This is a genomic window from Streptomyces sp. NPDC007907 (assembly GCF_042959365.1).
GTDB lineage: Bacteria > Actinomycetota > Actinomycetes > Streptomycetales > Streptomycetaceae > Streptomyces > Streptomyces indiaensis.
On the sequence record NZ_JBIBKR010000009.1, the window covers coordinates 41,140 to 66,404 of the forward strand.

Annotated in this window: 22 protein-coding genes and 2 pseudogenes; 12 read left to right on the forward strand and 12 right to left on the reverse strand. The window is 73.5% G+C overall.

Annotation, left to right across the window (positions count from 1 at the left end):
- Window positions 1-24: 24 nt before the first annotated feature.
- Entirely contained in the window at window positions 25-1,551 is a 1,527-nt protein-coding gene (locus ACFZDI_RS31815) for a hypothetical protein (RefSeq protein WP_234848070.1), read from the reverse strand.
- Window positions 1,552-1,620: 69 nt separating this feature from the next.
- Window positions 1,621-2,316 (reverse strand): GntR family transcriptional regulator, encoded by a 696-nt coding sequence (locus ACFZDI_RS31820; RefSeq protein WP_234848069.1) that lies wholly within the window; start codon window positions 2,314-2,316, stop codon window positions 1,621-1,623.
- A gap of 183 nt (window positions 2,317-2,499) precedes the next feature.
- Between ACFZDI_RS31820 and ACFZDI_RS31825 the strand changes: the two genes are divergently transcribed.
- The 5 genes and pseudogenes from ACFZDI_RS31825 to ACFZDI_RS31845 form a co-directional block, all read left to right on the forward strand.
- Window positions 2,500-3,801: an MFS transporter gene (locus ACFZDI_RS31825; RefSeq protein WP_391255326.1), complete on the forward strand. Its 1,302-nt coding sequence runs from the start codon at window positions 2,500-2,502 to the stop codon at window positions 3,799-3,801.
- Entirely contained in the window at window positions 3,798-4,631 is an 834-nt protein-coding gene (locus tag ACFZDI_RS31830) for a putative hydro-lyase (RefSeq protein ID WP_234848067.1), read from the forward strand. The genes ACFZDI_RS31825 and ACFZDI_RS31830 overlap by 4 nt, the downstream gene beginning before the upstream one ends.
- Before the next feature lie 15 nt (window positions 4,632-4,646).
- Window positions 4,647-5,405: a 5-oxoprolinase subunit PxpA gene (locus ACFZDI_RS31835; RefSeq protein WP_391255330.1), complete on the forward strand. Its 759-nt coding sequence runs from the start codon at window positions 4,647-4,649 to the stop codon at window positions 5,403-5,405.
- The gene (locus tag ACFZDI_RS31840) at window positions 5,402-6,019 is read left to right on the forward strand and encodes a carboxyltransferase domain-containing protein (protein ID WP_391255333.1); all 618 of its coding nucleotides are present in this window, start codon (window positions 5,402-5,404) and stop codon (window positions 6,017-6,019) included. Before ACFZDI_RS31835 ends, ACFZDI_RS31840 begins: the two co-directional genes overlap by 4 nt.
- Window positions 6,016-6,882: pseudogene (locus ACFZDI_RS31845) on the forward strand (biotin-dependent carboxyltransferase family protein); the annotation flags it as partial. The gene ACFZDI_RS31840 and the pseudogene ACFZDI_RS31845, both read left to right, overlap by 4 nt.
- Window positions 6,883-6,959: 77 nt before the next feature.
- On the opposite strand, the gene ACFZDI_RS31850 reads toward ACFZDI_RS31845, so the two are convergent.
- The 5 genes and pseudogenes from ACFZDI_RS31850 to ACFZDI_RS31870 all read right to left on the reverse strand — a co-directional run bounded on the left by ACFZDI_RS31850 (window position 6,960) and on the right by ACFZDI_RS31870 (window position 12,472).
- Window positions 6,960-7,865, reverse strand: a complete 906-nt coding sequence (locus ACFZDI_RS31850) for a GDSL-type esterase/lipase family protein (protein WP_391255335.1) — start codon at window positions 7,863-7,865, stop codon at window positions 6,960-6,962.
- Window positions 7,862-9,052, reverse strand: a complete 1,191-nt coding sequence (locus tag ACFZDI_RS31855) for a glycosyltransferase (RefSeq protein ID WP_391255338.1) — start codon at window positions 9,050-9,052, stop codon at window positions 7,862-7,864. Before ACFZDI_RS31855 ends, ACFZDI_RS31850 begins: the two co-directional genes overlap by 4 nt.
- Window positions 9,049-10,175: pseudogene (locus ACFZDI_RS31860) on the reverse strand (glycosyltransferase family 4 protein). The gene ACFZDI_RS31855 and the pseudogene ACFZDI_RS31860 overlap by 4 nt, the downstream one beginning before the upstream one ends.
- A 185-nt stretch (window positions 10,176-10,360) precedes the next feature.
- Window positions 10,361-11,779 carry a HEAT repeat domain-containing protein gene (locus ACFZDI_RS31865; RefSeq protein ID WP_391255342.1) on the reverse strand — a complete coding sequence of 473 codons (1,419 nt, stop codon included), beginning with the start codon at window positions 11,777-11,779 and terminating at the stop codon, window positions 10,361-10,363.
- A 300-nt stretch (window positions 11,780-12,079) separates the two neighbouring features.
- Entirely contained in the window at window positions 12,080-12,472 is a 393-nt protein-coding gene (locus ACFZDI_RS31870; RefSeq protein WP_234845141.1) for an ankyrin repeat domain-containing protein, read from the reverse strand.
- Between the two features lie 299 nt (window positions 12,473-12,771).
- On the opposite strand from ACFZDI_RS31870, the gene ACFZDI_RS31875 reads away from it, so the two are divergent.
- Window positions 12,772-12,966, forward strand: a complete 195-nt coding sequence (locus tag ACFZDI_RS31875; protein WP_234845140.1) for a hypothetical protein — start codon at window positions 12,772-12,774, stop codon at window positions 12,964-12,966.
- Window positions 12,967-13,018: 52 nt separating this feature from the next.
- Window positions 13,019-14,938 (forward strand): hypothetical protein, encoded by a 1,920-nt coding sequence (locus ACFZDI_RS31880; protein WP_391255347.1) that lies wholly within the window; start codon window positions 13,019-13,021, stop codon window positions 14,936-14,938.
- Between the two features lie 61 nt (window positions 14,939-14,999).
- Here the strand turns inward: ACFZDI_RS31880 and ACFZDI_RS31885 are convergent, their stop codons facing one another.
- The gene (locus tag ACFZDI_RS31885; RefSeq protein ID WP_234845138.1) at window positions 15,000-16,499 is read right to left on the reverse strand and encodes a PLP-dependent aminotransferase family protein; all 1,500 of its coding nucleotides are present in this window, start codon (window positions 16,497-16,499) and stop codon (window positions 15,000-15,002) included.
- Window positions 16,500-16,600: 101 nt separating this feature from the next.
- On the opposite strand from ACFZDI_RS31885, the gene ACFZDI_RS31890 reads away from it, so the two are divergent.
- From ACFZDI_RS31890 to ACFZDI_RS31905, 4 genes are all read left to right on the forward strand, one after another.
- Window positions 16,601-17,254: a YitT family protein gene (locus ACFZDI_RS31890; RefSeq protein ID WP_234845137.1), complete on the forward strand. Its 654-nt coding sequence runs from the start codon at window positions 16,601-16,603 to the stop codon at window positions 17,252-17,254.
- Complete coding sequence (locus ACFZDI_RS31895) at window positions 17,251-18,018, forward strand: glycerophosphodiester phosphodiesterase (RefSeq protein WP_234845136.1); 768 nt, start codon at window positions 17,251-17,253, stop codon at window positions 18,016-18,018. The genes ACFZDI_RS31890 and ACFZDI_RS31895 overlap by 4 nt, the downstream gene beginning before the upstream one ends.
- A gap of 102 nt (window positions 18,019-18,120) precedes the next feature.
- On the forward strand, window positions 18,121-19,467 hold the full coding sequence (locus ACFZDI_RS31900; RefSeq protein ID WP_391255353.1) for an MFS transporter: 1,347 nt from the start codon (window positions 18,121-18,123) through the stop codon (window positions 19,465-19,467).
- Window positions 19,468-19,747: 280 nt separating this feature from the next.
- On the forward strand, window positions 19,748-20,122 hold the full coding sequence (locus ACFZDI_RS31905) for an RNA polymerase-binding protein RbpA (protein ID WP_030247095.1): 375 nt from the start codon (window positions 19,748-19,750) through the stop codon (window positions 20,120-20,122).
- A gap of 113 nt (window positions 20,123-20,235) precedes the next feature.
- On the opposite strand, the gene fxsA is transcribed toward ACFZDI_RS31905, so the two are convergent.
- The 4 genes from fxsA to ACFZDI_RS31925 form a co-directional block, all read right to left on the reverse strand.
- Window positions 20,236-20,811, reverse strand: a complete 576-nt coding sequence (fxsA, locus tag ACFZDI_RS31910; RefSeq protein WP_391255356.1) for an FxsA family membrane protein — start codon at window positions 20,809-20,811, stop codon at window positions 20,236-20,238.
- Window positions 20,812-20,899: 88 nt separating this feature from the next.
- On the reverse strand, window positions 20,900-21,709 hold the full coding sequence (locus tag ACFZDI_RS31915; RefSeq protein ID WP_234845133.1) for a polyprenol monophosphomannose synthase: 810 nt from the start codon (window positions 21,707-21,709) through the stop codon (window positions 20,900-20,902).
- 536 nt (window positions 21,710-22,245) lie between these two features.
- Window positions 22,246-23,847 carry an amidohydrolase family protein gene (locus ACFZDI_RS31920; RefSeq protein ID WP_391255360.1) on the reverse strand — a complete coding sequence of 534 codons (1,602 nt, stop codon included), beginning with the start codon at window positions 23,845-23,847 and terminating at the stop codon, window positions 22,246-22,248.
- Window positions 23,848-23,940: 93 nt separating this feature from the next.
- On the reverse strand, window positions 23,941-24,381 hold the full coding sequence (locus tag ACFZDI_RS31925; RefSeq protein ID WP_234845131.1) for an Lrp/AsnC family transcriptional regulator: 441 nt from the start codon (window positions 24,379-24,381) through the stop codon (window positions 23,941-23,943).
- 268 nt (window positions 24,382-24,649) lie between these two features.
- On the opposite strand from ACFZDI_RS31925, the gene ACFZDI_RS31930 reads away from it, so the two are divergent.
- Window positions 24,650-25,081, forward strand: coding sequence for a hypothetical protein (locus ACFZDI_RS31930; RefSeq protein WP_234845130.1), 432 nt, complete (start codon window positions 24,650-24,652; stop codon window positions 25,079-25,081).
- Window positions 25,082-25,265: the final 184 nt, after the last annotated feature.

Consider the following 25,265-nt stretch of genomic DNA (forward strand, 5'->3'; position numbering starts at 1 on the left):
CGCGGCCGGCCACCGGGGGAGGCATCACGCGGCCTCCGTCCTGTCCGCCGCCATCCCCGCCGCGTCCAGCAGTGCCGTCCCGACGATGAGGTCGGCCCCGCCGAACTCCGGGTCGTCGAGCTCGGTCCCGTCGTCCACGGCGAACAGCAGCTTCTGCTCGCCCTGCCGGTAGGCCGTGCCCACCGGCGGGCTGGCGGCGTGCACCGCCAGCAGAGCCACCAGGTACGGCAGCTCCGGGTCCTGCCGCCGGGCCTGCGCCAGCAGCCCCGACAAGCGGCGCGGCGCGTCCGCCGGCAGGTCGAGCAGCTCCTGCGCGGCCGCCAGCTGCTCCTCGCTGAACCGGCTGTCGTCCGGCGTGGCGATCAGGTCGGGCTCGGGCATCTCCGCGCCCAGGTGCTCGCGCTCCACCGGCGGTGTCAGCAGTATGTCGACCAGGTCGCCGACCCGGACGGACACCGGTGTGCGCAGCCCGGTGCCGCGGCCGAAGAAGGCGTCGGTGACGCGGACGGCCTGCTCCAGCGGCAGCGGCAGGACGGGCGAGAGGAGGTGCCCGTAGAGGTCTGTCCCCGAGGTCGTCATCGGGGTGGCGAAGGCCTGACGGTCCTGCTCGGCGCGGAACAGCGGTCCGGCTTCCAGCAGCCGGGACTGCAGCTGGGTGTGCCGGCGGATGCAGTCCTTGACGATGTCGACGAGCTCGGCGGTGCGGCGCTTGTGCTCGGGGTCCTCGGACTCGTCGCGCGCCTTGCGGATGTTGGTGAGGATCGCGTTCTCGTGGCGGTAGCGGTCGGCCACGTGCTCCAGGGCCTCGGCGATCATGTCGGGCACGGCGGAGAGCCAGTCCACCGCGCGCACGTTGCGCCGGGTCGCGTCCAGGGCGCGGCGCAGGGTTTCCGAGTACTGCACGGTGCGGTAGCGGGCCTGTTCGGCGGCGAGCTGGGCGTCGGCGAGCCGGCCGCGGCTGATCAGCACCTCCAGCTTGACCTCGGCGGCGATCTGCGCGCTGGTGACGTCCGTGTCGAGGGCGCCGACGAGGACGTTGACCGCCTCGTCCGTGGTGCGGAGGTAGACCGTGCCGCCGGGGCCGGGGACCTCCTCGAGCAGCTTGAAGTCGTAGTCACGGCGCACATAGGTGCCGTCCGCGGCGAACGTGCCGTAGACCGCGCGGAAGCCGCGGTCGACGCTGCCGACGTTGATCAGGTTCTCCAGGACCCAGCGGGCGACGCGTTCGTGCTCGGCGGCGGGGCGCTGCGGCGCCTGGGCGGCGATGCGCGGGATGAGGCGGGCGACGATCTGGTCGTGGTCCGCGCCCGTGTCGAAGTCCATGTTCAGGGTGACCAGGTCGATGGCCGAGAGGGCCACCTCCGCCATGCCGTACACCGAGTACTCGCCGGCCAGGTTGGCCTTGCGCGCGTCCAGGTCGTGCAGCGGCGCGGTGCAGGCGAGCGCGCGCAGGCGCCGCGCCAGGCCCTCGTCGGCGGCCGGCCCCGGCGCGGGGCGCGGCCCCGCGCTGAGCTGGGGCGGAACGCTGTCCGTCGATGCAGGCGAAGTCACGGTGCACAGACTAGGTCCTGGGTCTGACAACCGCCCAAACGACGCGGTGCGCCCCTCGGGCCGGGGCCCTCAGCCGTCCTCGCCGACCCGCCGCCGGTACACCTCGACCACGCGCTCCAGGGAGTCGTCGAGGTATCCGGCGAGCAGGCGCTCGGCCTTCTCGCGGTCGCCACCCTGAAGCGCCTCCAGAATTGCGACATTTCGTGCGATGTACGGTTCGTGCAGTCGCTCTGGTTCGTCCACCACGTGGAAGGCCAGCCGCAGTTCGGCGAAGACGCTGCGCATCAGCTCGGCGGTGCGCTCGCTCGCGGCGAGGGCGACCAGCTCCCGGTGGAAGTGGATGTTCGCGGTACCCACCGCTTTCCAGTCACCTTCCCGGGCCGCCGCCCGCCCCTGCGCGACCGCCCCGGCGAGCCCCTCCAGGCCGTACGGGGGCTCGCCGAGGCCCCGGACGACGGCGCACTCGACGAGCCGCCGGGTGCGGTAGATGTCCTCGACGTCCTCCACGGTCAGGACCCGGACGAAGACGCCCCGGTTCAGTTCGTGGACGAGCAGGCGCTCGTGCGTGAGCAGGCGGAACGCCTCGCGCAGCGTGTTGCGCGAGACGCCGAGCGCGCCGCCGATGCTGTCCTCCGACAGGCGGGTGCCGGGCGGGAAGTAGCCCTCGGCGATCCGGCTCCTGAGGATGTCCGAGACCCGTTCCGCGGTGCTGGTGCGCCCGAGGAGGGCCCGGTCGTCGGCGAGGTCCTTCAGCTGCTCTGCCATGCCGGAATTCAAGCGCAGATCACAAGAACAAACCAACATGGGTATTGAGGGATCGTTGAACAATCCTCTACGGTGCTACGCACAGCGTCGCGGCGGCGGGCCGTTTCCCACCACGGTCCCGACCGCCTCCGTACGGCACGGCTCACTCCGAAGCACCCTCCGTCCTCCCTTTGCGAGGTGCCCATGAGCACGACCCCTCCCCGTGAGGCCCTGACCGACGACACACACCCCGCGACCATCGAACGCACCCAGGACGACGGGGCGTTCGGCTGGCTGCGCGCCCTCGGCCCGCGCGGCCGCCGCGCCTTCGCCGGTGCCTTCGGCGGCTATGCCCTGGACTCGTACGACTACTTCACGCTGCCGCTCAGCATGGTCGCGCTGTCCGCCTACTTCGGTCTGAACAGCGGTCAGACCGGTCTGTTCACCACGGTCACACTGGTGGTCTCCGCGGTCGGCGGCGCCCTCGCGGGCGTCCTCGCGGACCGCGTCGGCCGGGTGCGGGCCCTGATGGTCACGGTGATCACCTACGCGGTGTTCACCGTCGCCTGCGGTTTCGCGCCCAACTACGAAACGCTGCTGGTCTTCCGCGCGCTCCAGGGCCTCGGCTTCGGCGGCGAGTGGGCGGTCGGCGCGATCCTGGTCGCCGAGTACGCGAGTGCGAAGAACCGGGGGCGCACGCTGGGCGCGATCCAGAGCTCCTGGGCCGTCGGATGGGGCCTGGCGGTGATCGTCTACACCCTGGTCTTCTCCGTCGCCGGCGACGACCTGGCCTGGCGCATCATGTTCTGGACCGGGGCGCTGCCCGCACTGCTCGTCATCTGGCTGCGGCGCAGTGTGCACGACGCCCCCGAGGCAGCCGCGGCGCGTGAACAGAGTTCCGACAAGGGCTCGTTCACGGCGATCTTCAAGCCCGGCCTGCTGCGGATCACCCTCTTCGCGGGACTGCTCTCGACCGGTGTCCAGGGCGGCTACTACACGCTGGCCACCTGGGTGCCGACGTATCTGAAGTCCGAGCGCGACCTGTCGGTCGTCGGCACCGGCGGCTATCTGACGTTCCTCATCTCGGGCGCCTTCATCGGCTACCTGACCGGCGGCTACCTCACCGACAAGCTGGGCCGGCGGCGCAACATCTGGCTCTTCGCCCTGCTGTCGGCGCTGTGCATCCTGGCCTACGCGAACATCCCGAGCGGGGCCAACACCCTTCTCCTGGTGCTCGGATTCCCGCTCGGGTTCTGCATGTCGGCGATCTTCAGCGGCTTCGGGTCCTACCTGAGCGAGCTGTACCCGACGGCGGTGCGCGGGACGGGGCAGGGCTTCACGTACAACACCGGTCGCGCGGTCGGTGCCGTGTTCCCGACGACGGTCGGGTTCCTGGCCGACAGTTGGGGCGTCGGCGGCGCGCTCGTCTTCGGAGCGATCGGCTACGGCATCGCGGCGCTGGCACTGCTCGGGCTGCCGGAGACGCGCGGGAAGGAGCTCGCGTGAACCCCACGAGCACCGGGACCGAGGACCGTCCCGTCGTCCTGGTCGACGAGCAGGCACACGCGTGGAGCCCCGCAACCGCCCGGGCCCGCTTCCGGGACGGCCTGACGGGCCCCACGGCCGGGGTCGCGGCGGGCCACACGCAGGCCAACCTGATCTCGGTCCCCGCCGACTGGGCCTACGACATGCTGCTGTTCTGCCAGCGCAATCCCAAGCCCTGCCCGGTCCTGGACGTCACGGACGCGGGCTCCTGGAGCACCGTGCTGGCCGGCGGCGCGGACCTGCGCACCGACCTGCCACGCTACCGGGTGTGGCGGGACGGCGAGCTGGTGGACGAGCCGACGGACGTGCGCGCGTACTGGCGGGACGACCTGGTGTCGTTCCTCATCGGGTGCAGCTTCACCTTCGAATGGGCACTCGGCGAGGCGGGCGTGCCGATCCGCCACGTCGAACAGGGCCGCAACGTCCCGATGTACGTGACGAGCCGCCAGTGCCGGCCGGCGGGGCGGCTGCACGGGCCGCTGGTGGTGTCCATGCGGCCGGTGCCGCCCCGGCATCTGGCGGCGGCGATCCGGGAGAGCAGTCTGCTGCCGGCGGTGCACGGCAGCCCCGTGCACTGCGGTGACCCCGCGGGCCTCGGCATCGACGAGCTCGGCCGCCCCGACTTCGGGGACCCGGTGGACACCGAGCCGGACGACATCCCGGTCTTCTGGGCCTGCGGGGTGACCCCGCAGGCGGCCGTGACGGCGTCGCGTCCGCCCTTCGCCCTCACGCACGCCCCGGGGCAGATGTTCCTCACCGACGCCCGCGACGAGCAGTACCGCGTGGCCTGACAGGAGACACCGCACATGACCTCGATCGACCTGAACGCCGACCTCGGCGAGGGCTTCGGCCGCTGGCGGCTCACCGACGACGAACGACTGCTGTCCGTCGTCACCAGCGCCAACGTGGCGTGCGGCTTCCACGCCGGGGACGCCGCCACCATGCGCCGGGTGTGCGAGCTGGCGGCCGAGCGCGGGGTCCGGATCGGCGCCCAGGTCTCCTACCGGGACCTGGCCGGGTTCGGGCGGCGCGCCATGGACGTGCCGCCCGCCGAGCTGGCGGCGGAAGTCGCCTACCAGATCGGCGCGTTGGAGGTCTTCGCGCGCGCGGCGGGCGCCCGCGTCGCCTACGTCAAACCGCACGGCGCGCTCTACAACCGGGTCGTGCGCGACGAGGAGCAGGCCGCCGCGGTCGTCGACGGCGTGCTCCTCGCGGACACCGCGCTGCCCGTGCTCGGACTGCCCGGCTCGCGCCTGCTGGAGCTGGCCGGGAAGGCCGGGCTGCCGGTCGTCACCGAGGCGTTCGCGGACCGGGCGTACACCGACGAGGGCATCCTGGTGCCGCGCACCCTGGAGGGCGCCGTCGTCACCGACCCGGACGCCGTCGTGGACCGCTCCCTGCGCCTGGCCCGTTCCGGCGAGGTCGTCTCCCGCTCGGGGACGCGCGTCGAGGTCCGCGCGCGTTCGCTGTGCCTGCACGGCGACACCCCGGGCGCGGTGGAGCTGGCGCGCCGGGTGCGCGAGCGGCTGGAGGCCTCGGGGGTCCGGGTGGAGGCCTTCGCATGAACGTGCTGCCCGTCGGCGAGGACGCCTTGCTCGTCGAGGTCTCCTCGGACGACGAGGCCCAGGCCCTGCACGCGGAGCTGCTGCGGCGCCGCGCGGAAGGATCGCTCACGGCCCGCGAGATCGTGCCGGCGGCCCGCACGGTCCTCCTCGACGGCCTCGACGCCCCCGCCCGGCTGGCCGCCGAACTGACCGCCGCCCACCTGCCGCCCGCTCCCCCGCGCGCGGGGGAGGTCGTGGAGATCCCGGTGCGCTACGACGGCCCGGACCTGGCCGACGTCGCCGGCCACTGGGGCGTGCCGGAACTGGAGGTCGCCCGCATCCACGGCGCCACCGAGTTCCGGGTCGCCTTCTGCGGCTTCGCCCCCGGCTTCGGCTACCTCACCGGACTCCCCTCCCGCTACGACGTCCCGCGCCGGGCGACGCCCCGCACGGCCGTCCCCGCGGGGTCGGTCGCCCTGGCGGGCACGTACACCGGCGTGTACCCGCGCTCGTCGCCGGGCGGCTGGCAGCTGATCGGCACGACGGACGTGGTGCTGTGGGACGACGCGCGCGTACCCGCCGCGTTGCTGTCGCCGGGCACGCGCGTGCGGTTCGTCCCCGAGGCGGGGTCATGACGGACCGCGCGCTCGCCGTCGTCCGGGCCGGGGCCCTCACGACCGTGCAGGACGCGGGCCGCCCCGGCCATGCCCATCTCGGCGTGCCCCGCTCCGGGGCGCTGGACCGGCCCGCCGCGGACCTCGTCAACCGGCTCGTCGGCAACCCACCCGGGGCGGCCGTGCTGGAGACGACCCTCGACGGCTGCTCCCTCAGGCCCCGTTCCCCCGTCACCGTGGCGGTCGCGGGCGCGCCCTGCCGGGTCACGGTGGACGGACGGCCCGCCGCCTGGGGTGCGCCGGTTCGGGTGCCCGCGGGGGCGCTGCTGGACGTCGGTCCCGCGGTGTCGGGCGTGCGCGCCTACGTGGGGCTCGCAGGCGGCGTCGCGGTGGAGCCGGTGCTCGGCAGCCGGTCCACGGACCTGCTGTCGGGGCTCGGCCCGCCCCCGCTCACGGACGGCACGGTGCTGCCCCTGGGCCGGCCGACGGGCGGGCACGCGCGCGTGGACGTCGTCCCGCAGCCGGCGCCACCGGCCGAGCTGGTCCTCCGGGTGACACTCGGCCCGCGGGACGGCTGGTTCACCCCGGGGGCCGTACGCACCTTCGTCTCCCGGGCGTTCTCGGTGTCCTCCGCGAGCAACCGCATCGGGCTGCGCACGGAGGGCCCCGCCCTGGACCGGGCCCGGCCGGGTGAACTGCCCAGCGAGGGCATGGTGCTGGGCGCCGTGCAGGTCCCGCCGGACGGCAGGCCGGTGGTGTTCCTCGCCGACCATCCGACCACCGGGGGCTACCCGGTGATCGCCGTGGTCCGCGCCGCCGACCTCCCGGCCGCCGCCCAGGCGGTCCCCGGCACACCGCTCCGTTTCGTGGCCGTCCGCCGCCGCTGGGCCGCGCGTCCGCACCTGGCCGGACGGCGGGCCCCGAGCCCGGCCGGTGTCCACAACCCTCGTGATCGATACACTTAGGCCGCGTCCGCCTGGCCCGGCACCGACAGGGCCGCCAGCGCGGCGGACACCGCGGCCGAGGCCCTCAGGTCGAGCCGGGCGCTCGTGCCCCGGGCGCGGTGCCGGAGTTCGTCGGCGGCCAGGGTCAGGAGCTGGGGCAGCAGATCGGTGCAGCGGCGCGCCACCCAGCCGGTGCCGGCCGTGGCCAGCCACCACAGGCTCGCCGAGGTCGTCGGGACGGGGAACTCGGGCTCGGGCGCGGGCGCGGGCCCCGTGGCGAGGCCGCGCTCGGCGAGCAGCGCGTGGAAGCGCAGGGCGAGTTGCCGGTGCCCGCGTTCGGCGGGGTGCAGCCGGTCCGCGCTCCACATGGCACGGTCGGTGGTCCAGTCGCCCTCGCACGCGTGCAGGTGCAGAGCCTCGTACCGCTCGGACAGGGCGTGCACCACCGTGTTCACGGCCCGTTGCCGCCGGGCCAGCGGGTGCGCGAGGGCGCCCGGCAGACCGAGCATCGTGCCCGGGTCGGGCAGGCAGGCGGTGAGCAGGACCGCCCCCTGCCCGGTGCAGGCCGCGTACACCCGGTCGAGCCGGGCGGCCACGGCGCGTATGTCGAAGGTGCAGCGCAGGGTGTCGTTGACGCCCACGACGACGGACACGAGGTCGGGCCGCACCTCCAGCGCGGCGGGCAGCTGCCGCTCCAGCACGTCCCTGGTCTGCGAGCCGCTCACCGCGAGGTTGGTGAAGGCGACCGGCTCGTCGGCGAGCCCGTCCGCGAGCAGCGCGGCCCAGCCGCGCCACGCCCCGGCGCCGACGGGATCCCCCACGCCCTCGGTGAGCGAGTCCCCGAGGGCCACGAACCGCAGCGGCGCCTCGCCCCGCGAGGCCCCCTCGTGCCGCGAAGACCCCTCCCACCGACGGGGTCTCATGCCACACTCCCGGGCAACGGCCGGGCCGGACGCACCGGGACGGCCGCGTCGTGCGCGGTGAGGAACGCGTCGACCGCCGCGTCCCAGCCGAAGCACTCCGCACGCGCCCGTGCCGCCTCGCGCCGGTCCGCCTCCAGGTGCTCCAGCAAACGGTCCACAGCGTCCGCGAAGGCCTCCCCGTGGTCCGCGGCGACGGCCCCGGCGGAGCCGATCACCTCCGACAGCGCGGACGACGCACTCGCCACGACGGGTGTGCCGCAGGCCATGGCCTCCAGCGCGGCGAGCCCGAACGTCTCGGCGGGCCCCGGCGCGAGGGCCACGTCGGCGGACGCCTGGAGCGCGCCGAGCAGTCCGCGGTCGCAGACGTGCCCGAGGAAGGTGACCGGCAGACCGCTCGCGCGCGCCCGCTGTTCGAGCCGCAAGCGCAGCGGACCGTCCCCGGCCACCACCAGCACGGCCCGCCGCCCCCGCCGCCACAGCGTCTCCAGGGCGTCCAGCGCCGTGCCGGGCCGCTTCTCCACGGACAGCCGCGAGCACATCACGAGCAGCGTCTCGTCCCCCCGCGCGTGCCGGGCGCGCAACTGCGGGTCGTACAGCGCCGGGTGCCGCTGCGCCAGGTCGACGCCGAGCGGGGCCCGGACGACGTTGCGGGCCCCGATCCGCACGAACTCCCGCTCGGCGAACTCGGTGGTGCACACCACGCGCGAGTAGGTGTGGGCCGTACGGACGTTGAGGGCGTCGGCGGCGCGCCGGGCGGCTCCCTCGGGCACGCCCCAGGTGCGCAGCACTCCGTCGGCCGTCTCGTGGGAGACCATCACGGACGGGACCCGGGCGCGCCGCGCCCACCTGCCGGTCCACCTCAGGGTCGTGCGGTCGGACACCTCCAGCCGGTCCGGCGCGAGCTCCTCCAGGAGCCGGGCCACCCGCCGCTTGTCGGCGAGGACGCGGTAACCGCCGGTGCCGGGCAGCAGCGGCCCGGGGAGGGTGATCACCCTCCCCTGCTCGGTCTCGTGGTCGCTCCTGCGCTCGCCGGGGACGACGAGGACGGGTTCGTGTCCGGCGGCCTTGAAGCCCTTGCCGAGTTCGCGCAGCGCGGTGCGCAGGCCGCCGGACGAGGGGGCGACGAAGTTGGCGAGCCGGACGATCCGGAGCGCCTGGCGGCCGCTGCCGGGGCGGGAGCCTCTCATGCCGCCACCGCCGTCCGGCGACCCGCGAGCACCTTCGTGTAGTGCCCGATGAGCCGGTCGCCGACGGCCGCCCAGGTGCGGCCCTCGACGGTGGCCCGTCCGGCGGCGCCGAAGGCCGCCCGCAGTCCGGGATCGGCGGCCAGGGACCGTATCGCGTCCCGGACGGCGGTCGCGTCGCGCGGCGGTACGAGCAGCCCGGTGTGCCCGTGGGCGACCAGATCAGCGGTCCGCCCGCGGCGGGCGCCACCACCGGCAGGCCGCTGGCCATGGCCTCCTGGACCGTCTGGCAGAAGGTCTCGAAGGGGCCCGTGTGCGCGAAGACGTCGAAGGAGGCGAAGATCCGGGCGAGGTCGTCACCGGTGCGCCGACCGAGGAAGACGGCGCCGGGCAGGGCCTGTTCCAGGCCGGGCCGGCTGGGGCCGTCGCCGACGATCACGACCCGGACGCCCTCCAGACCGCGGACACCGGCGAGGAGTTCGACCTGCTTCTCGGGGGCGAGCCGGCCGACGTAGCCGACGATCAGCTCGCCGTTCGGGGCGAGTTCGCGGCGCAGTGCCTCGTCGCGCCGGTCCGGCCGGAAACGTTCGGTGTCCACGCCCCGCGGCCACAGCTCGACCCGGGGCACTCCATGGGTCTCCAGGTCGCGCAGGGCCGCGCTGGACGGGGCGAGGGTGAGGTCGGCGGCGCCGTGGACGGAGCGGATGCGGCGCCACGCGGCGGCCTCTCCGGCGCCCATGTAGGTGCGGGCGTAGCCGGCCAGGTCGGTCTGGTAGACGGCGACGGCGGGGAGGCCGAGGCGGGCGGCGGCGGCCATGCCGCGCACGCCGAGGACGAAGGGGCTGGCGAGGTGGACCACGTCGGCACGGTGCTCGACGAGGGTGGCGGCCAGGCGGCGGCTGGGGAGGGCGACGCGGACCTGGGGGTAGCCGGGGAGCGGGAGGGACGGGACGTGGACGACGGGGCACGGCGCACCGGTGTCGGGCTTGTGCCCGGGTGCGGGGGCCGGGGCGACGACGACGGGGGCGTGGCCGCGCGCGACGAGATGCCGGGCGGTCTGGAGCGCGCAGTGGGCCACGCCGTTCACGTCGGGGGGAAAGGATTCGGTCACGATGACGACGCGCATACCGGTGTTGTCGCCGTGCCGGACGTGGCCGCGTCAACGTGGATCTTTCCGGACGAGGAACGTCCCATGAGCGTCCGATGCGCACCCGTGCAGGTCAGGGGGTGTCCATGCCCTCCTGACCCGCGGGTCACCCCCAGTTCACCCTGGAGGCGCGATTCCGCCCCGGCCTCCTTGCGGGAGGGGGGTCACACAGCGGTCTCCTCGGGACCTATCCGGCTGCGTACGGCCGTCTGTACCTCGGCCTCCTCGGCCGGGTCGGAGGCGAGCCGGCGCAGTCGCTCGACGACGCGGATGTCTCCGGTCTCGGCGTGCCGGGCGGCGATCTCCCGGGTGGTCTCCTCGCAGTCCCACAGGCACTCGACGGCGAAGCCGGTGGCGAAGGAGGGGTCGGTGGCGGCGAGGGCCCGGGCGGCCCGGCCGCGCAGATGGGAGGAGGCGGTCTCGCGGTAGATGTGGCGCAGCACGGGTGCGGCGCAGACGATCCCCAGCCGGCCGGTGCCGTCCACGAGGGTCCACAGGGTCGGCGCGTCAGGACCTTCGCCCCGTACGGCCTCCCGTAGCGCCGCGAGGACCAGGTCTCGGTCCTGGACCCCGCCCCGGCAGGCGAGCACGCGTCCGGCGGCGGCGCCCAGCGGATCCGGGCGCCGGGCCCAGCCGCGCGCCCGGTCCACGGCTGCCAGGGAGCGCATCCGCTCGAAGGCGTCGACGGCCGCGTCCACGACGAGGGTCGAGCCAGTGGCCACGGCGCCCTCGATCAGGTCGAGGGCCTCGGGATCGTTGCCGTCGGCGAGGTACCGCAGAGCCGTGCACCGTGCTCCGTCGGTGCCGTCCTTCGCCGCCTGGACGATCTCGGCCCGGTCCTCGGGCCCCGCCACGGCGCTGAGGCAGCGGGCGGCCGGCACATGGAGGGCGGCTCCGCGCTCGATGCCCTGCTGTGCCCACGCGAAGACGGCTTGCACGCTCCAGCCCGGGCGGGGGCCGGAGGGCCGCATCTGCCGCTGCCAGCGGTCGAAGCAGCCCGTCTCGTGAGCGGCCCGCACGCGTGCGGCGACGGATTCGCGCGGATCCTCCGCCCACAGCCGCCACGGACGGGGCTCGAAGGCGTCCCGGACGGTGGCGGCCAGCTCGGCATCGCCCTCCGGGTCGGCCGGGAACCGGGCGAGGACGGGAGCGGCCAGGGCGCGCAGTCCCGCGTCGTCGTCCCTGAGGGCGAGTTCGTCGAGGGCCCAGGCCCAGTTGGAGCCGTGGGCGGCGTACCTGCGCAACAGCTCGAGCGCGTCCCGCCTGCCGTAGGAGGCGAGGTGCCCGAGGACGGCGAGGGCGAGCCCGGTGCGGGACTCGTCGCCGTCGAGCACGTCCTCGGCGCAGAAGAGATGGGCCTCGACCTCGTCCAGCTCGCCGTTCAGGTCGAGGTAGAGGCGGGCGTAGTAGAGGGAGCGGTTCTCCACCTGCCAGTCGTGGCGGGGATCGCGCAGCACACAGTGGTTCAACGCCGCCAGCGCCTCGGGGCGCGGGGCGGTGAGCGCGTGCAGTGTGCCGTCGCCGCGGCCCCGCTGGAGCAGGCCGAGCAGCGTACCGCTGGGCGCTATGACCGGATCGAACATGGGAAACAGCCTCACATCAAGCGTCGACGCAACCGGGGACGTGTACTACCTGGCCGCGTGACAACACGTCGGAGCGCCCGCCGTTTCCTGCTTGCTGTAGACCATCTTCCTCTGCCTCTCGTCGGTGGCCCTTGCGGACCGCGTCACGGCCCGCGCGGTGCGGCAAAACCTGCCCAACCATCACGTCCGTGAACCACGTCGTCATGATGACTCGGCACTTCCGTCTGCCGCGACCGAAATTTCGGCGGCCCTTTACCGCCTCCCCCGTTTTCGTTGTCGTTCCAGGTCAGACCGGTCGGCTCAGTGCTCGCCGAACAGTTCGAGCAGTTCCGTGCGGCCGAACATCCGGGCGGTGTCGAGCGCCGAGGGCGTGCCCGCGGACGGGTCGGCGCCGCCCTCCAGGAGGGCCTTGATCACGTCCGGCTCGCCCTTGAAGACGGCCCCGGCGAGCGGGGTCTGGCCTCGGTCGTTCACACGGTCGGCCTCGGCGCCGCGCTCCAGCAGCGCACGCACCGCGTCGGAGTGGCCGTGGTAGGCGGCGAGCATCACGAGCGAGTCGCCGCGGTCGTTGGTGAGGTTGGCCGGAACGCCCGCGTCGACATACGCCACGAGCGGCTCGGTCTGTCCCCGCCGGGCCAGATCGAAGATCTTGGTCGCCAGCTCCACGACCTCGGGGTCGGGGACTTCGGTCATCGGGCGGACCGCCTCTCCACTACGCATCGCCTTCCGGTGCGTACGCCTGCGTGGGGCGCAGCCGTACGAGTGAATCGCCAGGGTACTGGCTCGCGCGGCACATGACCCGATGTGCCCGAGGTAAAGATCAGCACAGACCCGGACAAGCGCAGCACGCCGGCTCGGCCGGACCCGGGGCCACTCCGCCGCTCGGGGGAAATAGTACGAATTTCACCCAGTTGCACCTTTTATCGTATGGATACATCCTGTGAGCCTGGAAGTACTCATGGTGACTGTCCCCGTGAACCAGGAGAACCCAAATGATCCTCTCCATCTCAGGTGTGGTCCTGCTCGGCATCGTCGTCTTCATCTTCTTCCGCAAGGACGGGCTGAAGGCGTCGCATGCCGTGGTCGCCATGCTGTTCGGCTTCTACCTGGCCAGTACGGCCCTCGCCCCGAGCATCAAGGCGGGCGGCGAGAGCCTGGCGAGCCTGCTCGGCGGGATCAAGTTCTGACGCCCCCGTTGCCCGTACGCATCCCGCCCGTACGCACTCACTGGAGGCAGTAGTGGCCCGGCGCCCCCTCCCCCGCATTCTGAGCAACGGCAGCGCGCAGCTCGCCCGGAGCCGGGAGCTGGCCCGGACGGCCGCCGACAGCGCCACCGACGTCCTCCACCCGCTGATCACGATCACGCGGGGTCTGCACCGGCTGGCAGCGGCCGGGCGCCGCAAGTGGACCGAGACCCCCAAGGAGCGACGGGGGGCGCTGCTGTTCCTGGCGGCCTCCGTCGTCCTGGTCGTGGCGCTGGTGCCGTACGGACCGCTGCTCGCCGCCATCACCCTGATGGCGGCGGCGGCCTGGAAGGGACGCGAGCGCTCCGCGGCGGCGCCGGACGGGCCCGACGAGTCGCAGACCCAGCGGCTGAAGTCGCTGTACGAGGCGCTCGTGCCGTACTTCTCCGCCGCCGAGGACCCCGAGCCGCTGTACTCCCACGGCGGCGCGTGGGACAAGGCCTTCCCCACCTACGCCTTCGACGGCGGCGGCCGGATCGCGCAGCTGGTGGTGCGCTACCCGGCGTACTTCACCGACGGCGAGGCCGAGTCCCGCGCCCGGATCGAGCACCTCCTCGCGGCCAAGTCGGGCCGGGGCCGCGAATACCACTTCACGTGGGACGAGGAGGGCAACCAGTTGACGGTCGGTGTGCTCCTGCCGCTCCCCGTCGACATCGCCGCCCAGCGTTTCGTCACCACCCCCGGCGAGACGGTCCTGGGCTTCACCGACCCCACCCGGGTCCAGCGCACGCTCCCCGTCACCCACGGGGAGCAGCGGCGGGACGTGCCGCCGGTCGTCTGGCGCACGGGCCTGCGCTCCACCGAGCCGCACCTGCTCGCGCTCGGCCAGCCGGGCAGCGGCACCTCCACCCTGCTGCGGTCCATCGCCCTGCAGGCCCTGCAACACGGCGATGTGGTGATCGTCGACGGCGGCGGCACCGGCGAGTACGCCTGCCTGACCGGCCGGGACGGCGTCCTGGCGGTCGAGGCCGGGCTGGCCGGGGTCACGGCCAGTCTGGAGTGGGCCGCGACCGAGACCGAGCGCCGCCTGATCGCCGCCAACCACGCCCACCAGGCGGGCGACCCGCCGCCCGCCGACACCAAGCGCCCGCTGTGGATCCTCCTCGACCGCCCGACGGCCTTCACCCACCTGGCCGCCGCGGACGGCCGCAAGGATCCGCAGTCCCTTCTCCAGGTCCCCCTTCGGCACGGCCGCCCCGCGAACGTGACGGTGGTCGTGGCCGACCAGCTGGACAACGTGGACGCCCTCAGCGATCCGGTGCGCCAGCACACCCGCGCCCGCGTGGTCCTCGGCCCGGCCACGGCCGACCAGCTCGCATCGGTCCTGGGCACGCCCCCGCCCACCACCTTGATCGACGAGCTCCCGCCGGGCCGCGGCTACGCCCGTCTGGGCACGGGCCCGGTCCACCGCCTCCAGGTCCCGGCCACGCCGAACCCCTACGACGACGCCACTCCCGACGCCCTCTGCGAGGCGGTCCTGGCCCTCCTCCCGCCACGCACGGACCCGGCGGACGGGGAGACGATCCCGGAGCAGGAGCAGGAGCAGGACTGGCCGGGGGGCGAGGCGGACCCGGCACCGACGGAAGCGGAACCGGAGCCGATGCCGGCGGAGCCGCGGACGACCGGGGCGGAGCAGGCCCGGACCGAGGAACCGCTGCCTACGCCGGTGCAGGTCCTGACCAAAGAGCCTGTGCCGGACCAGGTAGCCGTGGCCGCCCTGCCCAAGGAACCCCTGCCGGAACCGGTGGCCGCCCCGCCCAGGGACCCCCTGCCGGAACCCGTCGCCGCCCCGCCCAACGAGCCCGTGCCGGACCAAGTGGCCGCCCCGCCAAAGGAACCTGTGCCGGACCAAGTGGCCGCCCCGGCCGAGGAACCCGGGTCGGATCAGGTGCCCGCCCTGACCAAGGAGACGTAGCAGCGGCCTCCGTGCCGCCGGGGGCACACAGCCCTCGGCCGCACCGCCACGGACCCGCGCCCTACGCCACGAACGTACGCGGCGCCTCCGCGCTCCCCACCGCGCCGCTCTCCACGAGTCCCGCCGCCGCGGCCAGCCGTACGGCAGCCTCCTCGGCCACCGCCCCGCCCACGGTGAACGGCAGCCGTACGTACCCCTCGAACGCCCCGTCGACCCCGAACCGCGGCCCGGACGGCACTCGCACCCCCACGCGCTCCCCGGCCTCGGCCAGCCGCGACCCGGACAGACCCCCGGTCCGCACCCACAGCGTCAGCCCGCCCCGGGGCACCTCGAATTCCCACGTGGGCAGTTCCCGCCGCACCGCGGCCACCAGCTCGTCCCGGTTCGCCCGCGCCTGCTCCCGGCGTACCTCCACGGCCTGTTCCCAGCCCCCGGTCCCGAACAGCCAGTGCACCGCCAACTGCTCCAGCACCGGCGTGCCGAGATCGGCATACGCGCGGGCGGCGACCAGGCTGCGGATGACGTCCGGAGCGGCCCGCACCCACCCGATCCGCATCCCGGCCCAGAAGGCCTTGCTCGCCGACCCCACCGTGATCACCGTCGATCCGGCCGGGTCGAACGCGCACACCGGCCGCGGCATCCGCACCTCGGGGTCGAGCCACAGCTCGCTCATCGTCTCGTCGGCGATCAGCACCGTGCCCGCGGACCGCGCCGCGTCCACCAGCCGCCGGCGCTGGTCCTCGTCCGCGAGCGCCCCGGTCGGGTTGTGGAAGTCGGCGACGACGTAGGCGATGCGCGGAGCGGCGTCCCGCAGGACCTGCCGCCAGCGGTCCATGTCCCACCCCGAGAGCCCCTCGGCCATGGCGACGGGCACCAGCCGCGCCCCGGCCTCCCGCATCAACTGGAGGATGTTGGCGTACGAGGGCGACTCGACGGCGATGCGCTCCCCGCGCCCGGCGAACAGGTGGCAGATGGCGTCGATGGCGCCCATCGCTCCGGTCGTCACCATGATCTGCTCGGGCATGGTCGGGATCCCGCGGGCGGTGTAGCGCTCGGCGATCATCGCCCGCAGCGCGGGCAGCCCGGCGGGATAGTCGCCGTGCGTGTGCGCGTAGGGCGGCAGTTCCTCCAGAGCGCCCTGGACGGCCCGGGTGAGCCAGGGCTCGGGGGCGGGGAGTGCCGCGCAGCCGAGGTCGATCAGGGAGCCGAGGGCCTCCGGCGGCAGGGGCTCGAGACCGCGAGCGGGCAGCGGGTTACCGGCCGGGACCGCGGTCCAGCTCCCCGCCCCGCGCCGGGACTCCAGGAAACCCTCGCTGCGCAGCGTTTCGTACGCGGCGGCGACGGTCGTACGGCTGACGGACAGGGAGAGGGCGAGTTCGCGCTCGGCGGGCAGCCGGGCCGCCACCGGGACGCGCCCCTCGAGCACCAGCAGGCGGATGCCGTCGGCGAGCGCGCGGTAGGCCGGCGGACGGCGCGTGCCGGGGCCCGCCGGGCGGTCCTGCTGGGAGCTGAGGAGCCGTGCGAGCTGTGCCGCACCCACGGCCGAGGTCCATTCCGCCATCGAAATCAGTCCACCTTCCCCGGATTGGCCATGGATGGCCTCTCCATCCAAGCCACAGGGTGTCATGCATCAGTCCACTACCACCACAGGGGGGCGCCATCATGTCCACGCGGGAGGGTCTCGCCCGGCGACTCGTCCAGCTCTACGCCGGTCTCGCGCTGTACGGCGCGAGCTCGGCACTGCTGGTCCGGTCGGGGCTCGGTCTGGAGCCGTGGAACGTGCTCCACCAGGGTCTCGCCGAGCTGACGGGTCTGTCGATCGGCGTCGTCCTGACCCTGGTGGGCGCCGTGGTGCTGCTCGCCTGGATCCCGCTGCGGCAGCGGCCGGGCCTGGGCACGGTCTCCAACGTGCTGGTCATCGGCATGGCGATGGACGCGACGCTGGCCCTGGTACCCGACGCGCACGGCCTGGTTCCGCGCGTCACGCTGATGCTGTCGGGGATCGTCCTGAACGGGGCGGCGACCGGCCTGTACATCGCGGCCCGCTTCGGACCGGGCCCGCGCGACGGCATCATGACGGGGCTGAACCAGCTCACGGGCGTCTCGATCCGCCTGGTGCGCACGGGCATCGAGTTCACGGTCGTGGCGACGGGCTTCGCCCTCGGCGGCACCGTCGGGATCGGCACCCTGCTGTACGCCCTGGCGATCGGCCCGCTCGCCCAGTTCTTCCTGCGCCTGTTCGCCGTCCCCGCGGCATCCGGCGGCAGCAGGACCGTTGCCGCCGGTCAACCCCGAGGGGCGATACTGCGTCTGTGACCCCCCGGATACGCCATCCCTACCTCGACCATCCCGGCCCGATCGCCTTCGCCCACCGGGGCGGGGCCGCGGACGGCCTGGAGAACACGACCCGGCAGTTCCGGCGGGCCGTCGAGGCGGGTTACCGGTACATCGAGACCGACGTCCACACCACCCGGGACGGCAGGCTCGTCGCATTCCACGACGCGACGCTGGACCGGGTGACGGACGGCGCGGGCCGGATCGCCGACCTGCCGTGGCATGAGGTACGGCAGGCGCGCGTGGCCGGGGCGGAGCCGCTCCCCCTCTTCGAGGAACTCCTGGAGACCTTCCCCGACGCGCGCTGGAACGTGGACGTCAAGGCGGAGGCGGCCCTGCTTCCCTTCCTGGACCTGGTCGGGCGGACGGACTCCTGGGACCGGATCTGCCTCGGGTCGTTCTCCGAGGCGCGGGTGGTGCGCGCCCAGCGGCTGGCGGGCCCGCGCCTGGCCACGTCGTACGGCACGCGGGGCGTGCTCAACCTGCGGCTGCGCTCATGGGGGCTGCCGGCGGCGGTGCGCCGCTCCGCGGTGGCCGCGCAGGTCCCGGAGATCCAGTCCGGCATCCAGGTGGTGGACCGGCGCTTCCTGCACGCCGCCCACGCGCGCGGACTCCAGGTGCACGTGTGGACGGTCAACGACGCCGAGACCATGCACCGGCTCCTCGACCTGGGCGCGGATGGCATCATGACCGATCACATCGACACACTGCGCAAGGTCATGGAGGACCGCGGGGTCTGGATCTAGGGGGCTTTCGACGGATCTCCGCGACGCCACGGAGATCCACCCGAAGCCTCCCAGCCCCCGGGCACGTCGCCTCCGCGCGTTCACGGGGAAGCGAGGGCACGGGTGGGCAACGACACCGTGCGGACACCACCGGCCGACGGGTCCGCGGAGCTGAGACGCGAACAGCGCGGCTGGTACTTCTACGACTGGGCCTGCTCCGTCTACTCGACGAGCGTGCTCACCGTGTTCCTGGGCCCCTATCTGACCTCGGTCGCCAAGTCGGCCGCGGACCCGGACGGGTACGTCCACCCCCTGGGCATCCCGGTGCGCGCCGGCTCCTTCTTCGCCTACTCGGTGTCCCTGTCGGTGATCGTGGCCGTGCTGGTGATGCCCCTGGTGGGCGCCGCCGCCGACCGCACCGGCCGCAAGAAGCCCCTCCTCGCGGCCGCCGCCTACACCGGCGCCACGGCCACGGCGGCCATGTTCTTCCTGGACGGCGACCGCTATCTGCTGGGCGGGGCCCTGCTGGTCGTCGCCAACGCGGCGCAGTCCGTGGCGATGATGCTCTACAACTCGTATCTGCCGCAGATCGCGCCGCCCGAGCAGCGGGACGCGGTCTCCTCGCGCGGCTGGGCCTTCGGCTACGCGGCGGGTGCGCTGGTCCTCGTGGCGAACCTGGTCCTCTACACCGGGCACGACCGCTTCGGCCTGTCCGAGAGCGCGGCGGTGCGCATCTGCCTCGCGTCGGCCGGCCTGTGGTGGGGCGCGTTCGCCGTCGTCCCGCTGCGGCGGCTTCAGGACCGCCGGACCGCCGGCCGGGAGGCGGCCCTGCCGGGCTTCCGGCAGCTGGCGGCGACCGTCCGCGACATGCGCCGCCATCCGCTGACGCTGGCCTTCCTGCTCGCGTACCTCGTCTACAACGACGGCATCCAGACGGTGATCTCCCAGGCCTCGGTCTACGGCTCCGAGGAGCTGGGCCTGGGCCAGTCCACCCTCATCGGCGCCGTCCTGCTGGTGCAGGTGCTGGCGGTGGCGGGCGCGCTGGCCATGGGGCGGCTGGCCCGGACGTACGGGGCCAAGCGCACGATCCTCGGGTCGCTGGTCGCCTGGACGGCGACGCTGGCGGCCGGGTACTTCCTGCCGGCCGGGGCACCGGTGTGGTTCTTCGCCCTGGCCGCCGGGATCGGCCTGGTCCTCGGCGGCAGCCAGGCACTGTCCAGGTCGCTGTTCTCCCATCTCGTCCCGCCGGGCAAGGAGGCCGAATACTTCTCGGCGTACGAGATGAGCGACCGCGGGATGAGCTGGCTGGGGCCGCTGCTGTTCGGCGTGACCTACCAGCTGACGGGGAGCTACCGGGACGCGATCGTCTCGCTGGTGGCGTTCTTCGTCGTGGGATTCGCCCTGCTCGCCCGGGTTCCGGTGCGGCGTGCGATCGACGAGGCGGGGAATCCGGTTCCTGACAGGATCTAGCACACAGGATTTAGCACTCGGAGCGAAAGGGCTGTAGTGTACGCGTTTGGCCTGCCAGGCGTACCGTTACTGCGCGTCAAAGATGCCGAAACGCTGGGTTAGATCTGTTATCAGATGTGACAAACCGGGCGCTGGTGGGTACAACAAGGGCGGCTACGACGGCGACGCATGACCCGGAACGGGACTCGGAACGGGAATCTTTACCGCCGACCGGACGTTGACCGGATGACGACGACAGCGACACCTGTCCTGTGGGCGACAAGCCCGGGAGGCACGATTCATGAGTGAGCGAGCTCTTCGCGGCACGCGCCTCGTGGTGACCAGCTACGAGACGGACCGCGGCATCGACCTGGCCCCGCGCCAGGCCGTGGAGTACGCATGCGAGAAGGGGCACCGGTTCGAGATGCCCTTCTCGGTCGAGGCGGAGATCCCGCCGGAGTGGGAGTGCAAGGTCTGTGGGGCCCAGGCACTCCTCGTGGACGGCGATGTCCCTGAAGAGAAGAAGGGCAAGCCCGCGCGTACGCATTGGGACATGCTGATGGAGCGGCGCACCCGTGAGGAGCTCGAAGAGGTCCTCGAGGAGCGCCTGGCGGTGCTGCGTTCCGGCGCGATGAACATCGCTGTTCATCCCCGTGACAGCCGCAAGTCGGCCTAGTCCCCCAGGGCCTGGCCCGAACAACAGCGCATCACAAGACCGCGGGCGCCGTACGAGAAGTACGGCGCCCGCGGTCTTCGGTGCTTCCGGGAGAACGGCGGACGGCGGGCGGCTCAGTGCGTCAGCGGCGGGCGCGGTCGCTGCGGGGCGTCACCCGGCTCATCCCTGATGACCTCGCCCTGCACGACCTTGCCGTCGGGTCGGTGCATACGGTCCTGCTGGAAGGCGCCGCCGAAGGAGCCCGCGCCGGCCTCCCGGAGCTTGCGCTCGAACGTGCGCTCCGCCGAGCGGCTCACGATCTTCTGGACCGGCGGCAGCAGCAGGAGCAGGCCCACCGCGTCCGACGCGAGACCGGGGATCATCAGCAGCAGGCCGCCCAGCATCATCAGGCCGTTGCCCTCGCTGTTCGGCCGGGCCGCTTCCGGCATCACCCCGCTCTGCTGCTGTTGCAGCGCCTCGGAGAGCTTGCGGAAAGCCCTCCGCCCGGCCCGCTTGATGACGACCGCGCCGAGGACGAGACCCGCCAGCAGCACGAGGAGGACCACCAGCCCGCTGGTCGCCCCCGCGAGCAGCGTGAGCAGCCAGATCTCCAGCACGAGCCACGCGGCGACACCCAGCGGCAGGAACGTACGCAGCCGGGAGCGCTTGGGCCGGGCAGGGGGAAGCGGGGTCTGAGCGCCAGTCGTCATGCACCCAGTGTGCCTGGCGTCGGCTCAGCGCGGGATAAGGCCGCCATCAGCTGTTTCTGTGCACGGCCGCTCCGGGAACGGCGCGCGTTCACGCCTTCGGGGACGTGCCCCCGCGTCCGCGTCCCGTGACCTTGCCGACCCGCTCCCCCACGCCCCACGCGGTGACGCGCCACAGCGCCTCGACGAGGATGTCGCGGCTCATCTTGGAGTCGCCCAGTTCACGCTCGACGAACGTGATGGGCACCTCGATCACCTGGTAGCCGGCCTTGACCGCACGGCGGGCCAGGTCGACCTGGAAGCAGTACCCCTGGGAGGCGACCTCGTCGAGGCCGAGCCCCTCCAGGGTCTCGCGGCGGAAGGCACGGTAGCCGCCGGTGATGTCGCGCAGCGGCAGGTCGAGCGCCAGCCGGCTGTAGAGGCTGCCGCCCCGGGAGATCACCTCGCGGGACTTCGGCCAGTTCACCACCCGGCCGCCCGGCACCCAGCGCGATCCCAGCACCAGGTCGGCGCTCTTGAGGGCGGTGAGCAGACGGGGCAGTTCCTCGGGCTGGTGGGAGCCGTCGGCGTCCATCTCGATCAGCACGCCGTAGTCGCGCTCCAAGCCCCAGCGGAAGCCCGCGAGGTAGGCGGCGCCCAGGCCTTCCTTGCCCTTGCGGTGCAGCACGTGGACCTGGTCGTCCTCGACGGCCAGCTCGTCGGCCAGCTTGCCCGTGCCGTCCGGGCTGTTGTCGTCGGCCACGAGCACGTGCGCCTCGGGGACGGCCTTGCGTACCCGGCCGACGATGCTCTTGATGTTCTCCGCCTCGTTGTAGGTCGGGATGATCACCAAGGCCGTGCCGAGCGGGCCGAACTTCCTCACCTGGGCTTCTCCCGCGAGGGTTCCGTCGCCGTCGTTCACTGCTGCCCCTTCATGTTCATACGCAGGGGTCCACCATAGTGGGCCCCGCCTGCGATGACGTGACAGGACGTTCGAATCGTGGTGTCGAATCCGAAAGACGGGGGAGGCAGGAGTGCGCCCCGGGTGCGGACGTGCGGCGGATGGGGGCCCGGCGCCCTTCGGGCCGACCTGGGATCCGCTGGCTGCGGATCGACCGAAAGCCGTTGTCTACTGAGCGCGCGGGCCCCACCCGGGTCACACCTCCCCGACCGGCCGGAAGCGTCCCTCGGCGCTGCACCGGCCTGAGCCTGGCTCCCAGTGACGGTGCCCCGGTGCGGCACACCGTCCCTGACCCGGCGGCGCCGCGGCGAGTGCTCGGACGTTCTCCGGTCGGGCGTCCGGTGGTGGACTCGGCCGAACCTACCGGCCTCGTGCGGCCGCCTGTCAACAGCCGTTCGACCTGCGGGTCTTGCGCCAAAGCCCTGGTCAGGGCCGAGGATGCGCAGGTCGCGCGACGGCGGCGCGGCGCACGACTTAGTGCGCGCCACCCCCGTAGATCACTCGCCCGGCCCTACGGAGACCGTGCGTCCGCCCACCACGGTGCGCAGACAGACGGGCAGGTCATGGCCCGGAGTGAGGTCGGGCAGACCCGGGGTGCCGGAGCGGGGGTCCGTCGACCAGCGGGCGACGCGGTCGTCGGGGGCCTGGACGACGAGTTCGCCGGTGCGCCAGACGGCGTAGTCGGCGGGGGCGCCGGGGACCAGAACGCCCGCGTCGTCACGGCCCACGGCCCGCCAGCCGCCGCGCGTGTGCGCCGTGAACGCGGCGCGCACGGAGACGCGGTGCTCCGGCGTGCGGTGGAAGGCGGCGGCCCGGACCGTGCCCCACGGGTCGAGCGGGGTCACGGGGCTGTCGGAGCCGAAGGCGAGCGGGACCCCGGCGCGCAGCAGGGCCGCGAAGGGGTTCAGACCGCGTGCCCGCTCCGCTCCCAGGCGCTGTGCGTACATGCCCTCCTCGCCGCCCCACAGGGCGTCGAACGCGGGCTGCACCGACGCCGTGAGGCCGAGCTCGGCGAAGGCGGCGACACTCTCCGGAGTGAGCATCTCGGCGTGTTCGACGCGGTGCCGGGCGGCCCGGACCCTGGAGAGCCCGACCTTCTCGGCGGCGGCGCGCACACCCTCCACCACGGCGTCCACGGCCGCGTCGCCGATGGCGTGGAATCCGGCTTGCAGGCCCGACTCGGTGCAGGCCACGACGTGCGCCGCGACCGCGTCGGCGTCCAGGTAGGCGATTCCGGTGTGCCCGGCGTCGGCGTACGGCTGGTGCAGACAGGCGGTGTGCGAGCCGAGGGCGCCGTCGACGAACAGGTCTCCCGCGGCGCCGGCCGCGCCCAGTTCCCTCGCCTTGGCGACGTCCTGCTCGGCCCAGTAGCCGACGACCCGCGGCCCGGGCTCCTCCCGCGCGAGGCGCAGCAGGCCGGTGAAGTCGTCCTCGGAGGAGATCTCCGGCCCGGCGCACTCGTGGACCGTGCCGATGCCGAGCGACGCGGCGTGCGCCAGCGCGGCGCGCTGCGCCTCGGTGCGCTGCCGGGGCGTCACGGCCGCGAACGCGGCGGCCCGCAGGGCGTGGTGGGCGTCGGCGGTGAGCGGTCCGTCCACCCGGGCGAGGTCCGGCACCAGATCGAGCAGGGCGGTGCTCACGACCGCCGAGTGGACGTCGATCCGGCTGAGGTAGAGGGGCCGGTGTCCGGCGGCGGCGTCGAGCTCGGCCCGCGTCGGGGGCCGGCCTTCGGGCCAGCGGGCCGTGTCCCAGCCGTGCCCGAGCAGGACGCGGTCGTCCGGGCGGGCGGCGGCGAAGTCGCGTACGAGGGCGAGGGCGGCTTCCAGGGAGGGGGCGCGGGACAGATCGAGACCGGTCAGGGCGAGACCCGTCGCGGTGGTGTGCACATGCGCATCGGTGAACGCCGGGGTGACCAGTGCCCCGTCCAGGTCGACCACCTCGTCGACCCCGTCCGCGAAGGCGTCGGCGGCCCCCTCGGACCCCACCCAGGCCACCTGCCCGCGCTCCACGACCATCGCGGTGGCGAAGGGGTCGGCAGGGCTGTGGACCTCTCCGCGGCGGAGAAGAACGGTCTTGGGCGGGGCGGTGGACTCACTCATGGAGCACAGTCTCACAGGGGCGAGGGGCGATGCCCGCATCAGGGACGCGGGACCTGCGCGGACAACGCACGACCCGCACCCCGCAACCGACGGTCAGATCCGCGGCGGGCGCGCCTCGTACGGCGTGGACAGCACCACCGTCGTCCGGGTCGACACCCCGGCCAGCGACCGCACCCGTGCCAGCAGCTCCTCCAGCTCGTGCGGCGTCGCCACCCGCACCTTCAGGATGTAGTTCTCGTCGCCCGCGACGCTGTGGCACGCCTCGATCTCCGGCACGCCGGCCAGCCGGTCCGCGATGTCGTCCGGTGCGCTGGGGTCGAACGGTTTCACGGAGATGAACGCCGTCATCGGCAGCCCGACGGCCTCCGGGTCGACGACGGCGGCGTAGCCCCGGATGACGCCCCGCTGCTCCAGCCGCCGCACCCGCTGATGCACGGCCGACGTGGACAACCCCGTGGCCTTGCCCAGGTCGGTGTAGCTCGTCCGCCCGTCCTTGACGAGCAGCTGCACGATCTGTCGGTCCAGCTCCTCCATGGCGCAAGAACCTACAGTGCCGTTGATCTCCTCGGATACCTGAGCAGCCCGGCTCATGCCCGGTTCGTGATGTGCCGGAGGACGACCGTCAGCCGTCCGGGGGACAAACACACCGCAGTGGACATCCGCGCGGGGCGTGTGACGAACGCCACATGGCTCGAACAGGCTCCGTAATGGCTTCGTGATTACCGCCCAGGGGGGACGGGAAGTGCTTGCTGTGGTCGAGGCCGCAGTGCCTGATACGGCCCAGCCCGAGGGGGAGAACCCAATGCAGAGTCTTAAGCGCCCTGGTCGCACCGCACCCAAGCGGCAGCTCGTCGTCGAGCCCGAGCCGGAGGGCGTCGAACGCGACGCCTACGACGACGAACTCGACGCCTACGACACGTTCGAGATGTTCCGGGTCGTCTGCCCGGACTGCGCGCAGCCCATCGCCCTGCTGGCGGACGAGGAGGTTCTGCCGGAGCACGCGCTGTGTGCCTCGCCGTGGAACCCCTTCGGACTGACGGTCTGCGCCGGTACCGGCCGCAGGGCCACGGACGCCCGCCCCGCGGACGAGTCCGTGGAACCCCAGGAGCAGGACACCGCACTGCTGTTGACGCTCCCTCAGGGGCTCGACTGGCGGACCCAGCCCTTCTCGCACGTCGGCGGCCCGGGCTCGCGCCCCCTCAGGGTCCCCGTCATGCGCCGCCAGGCGGCCTGAGCGCGGGCCTCCTCGCCCGCTCGCTCCACTTCCGCAGCCGAACCGCACCACGGCCGGCAGGACGCCGTGGTGCGGTTCGGTGCGCCCGGAACGGACGCGCGGCACCGGACGGAACACCGGGCACGCGGCGCCATACACATGCAGGCGCGCACGCGGGTGCGCGGCGCCGGACGGCCGGCACGCG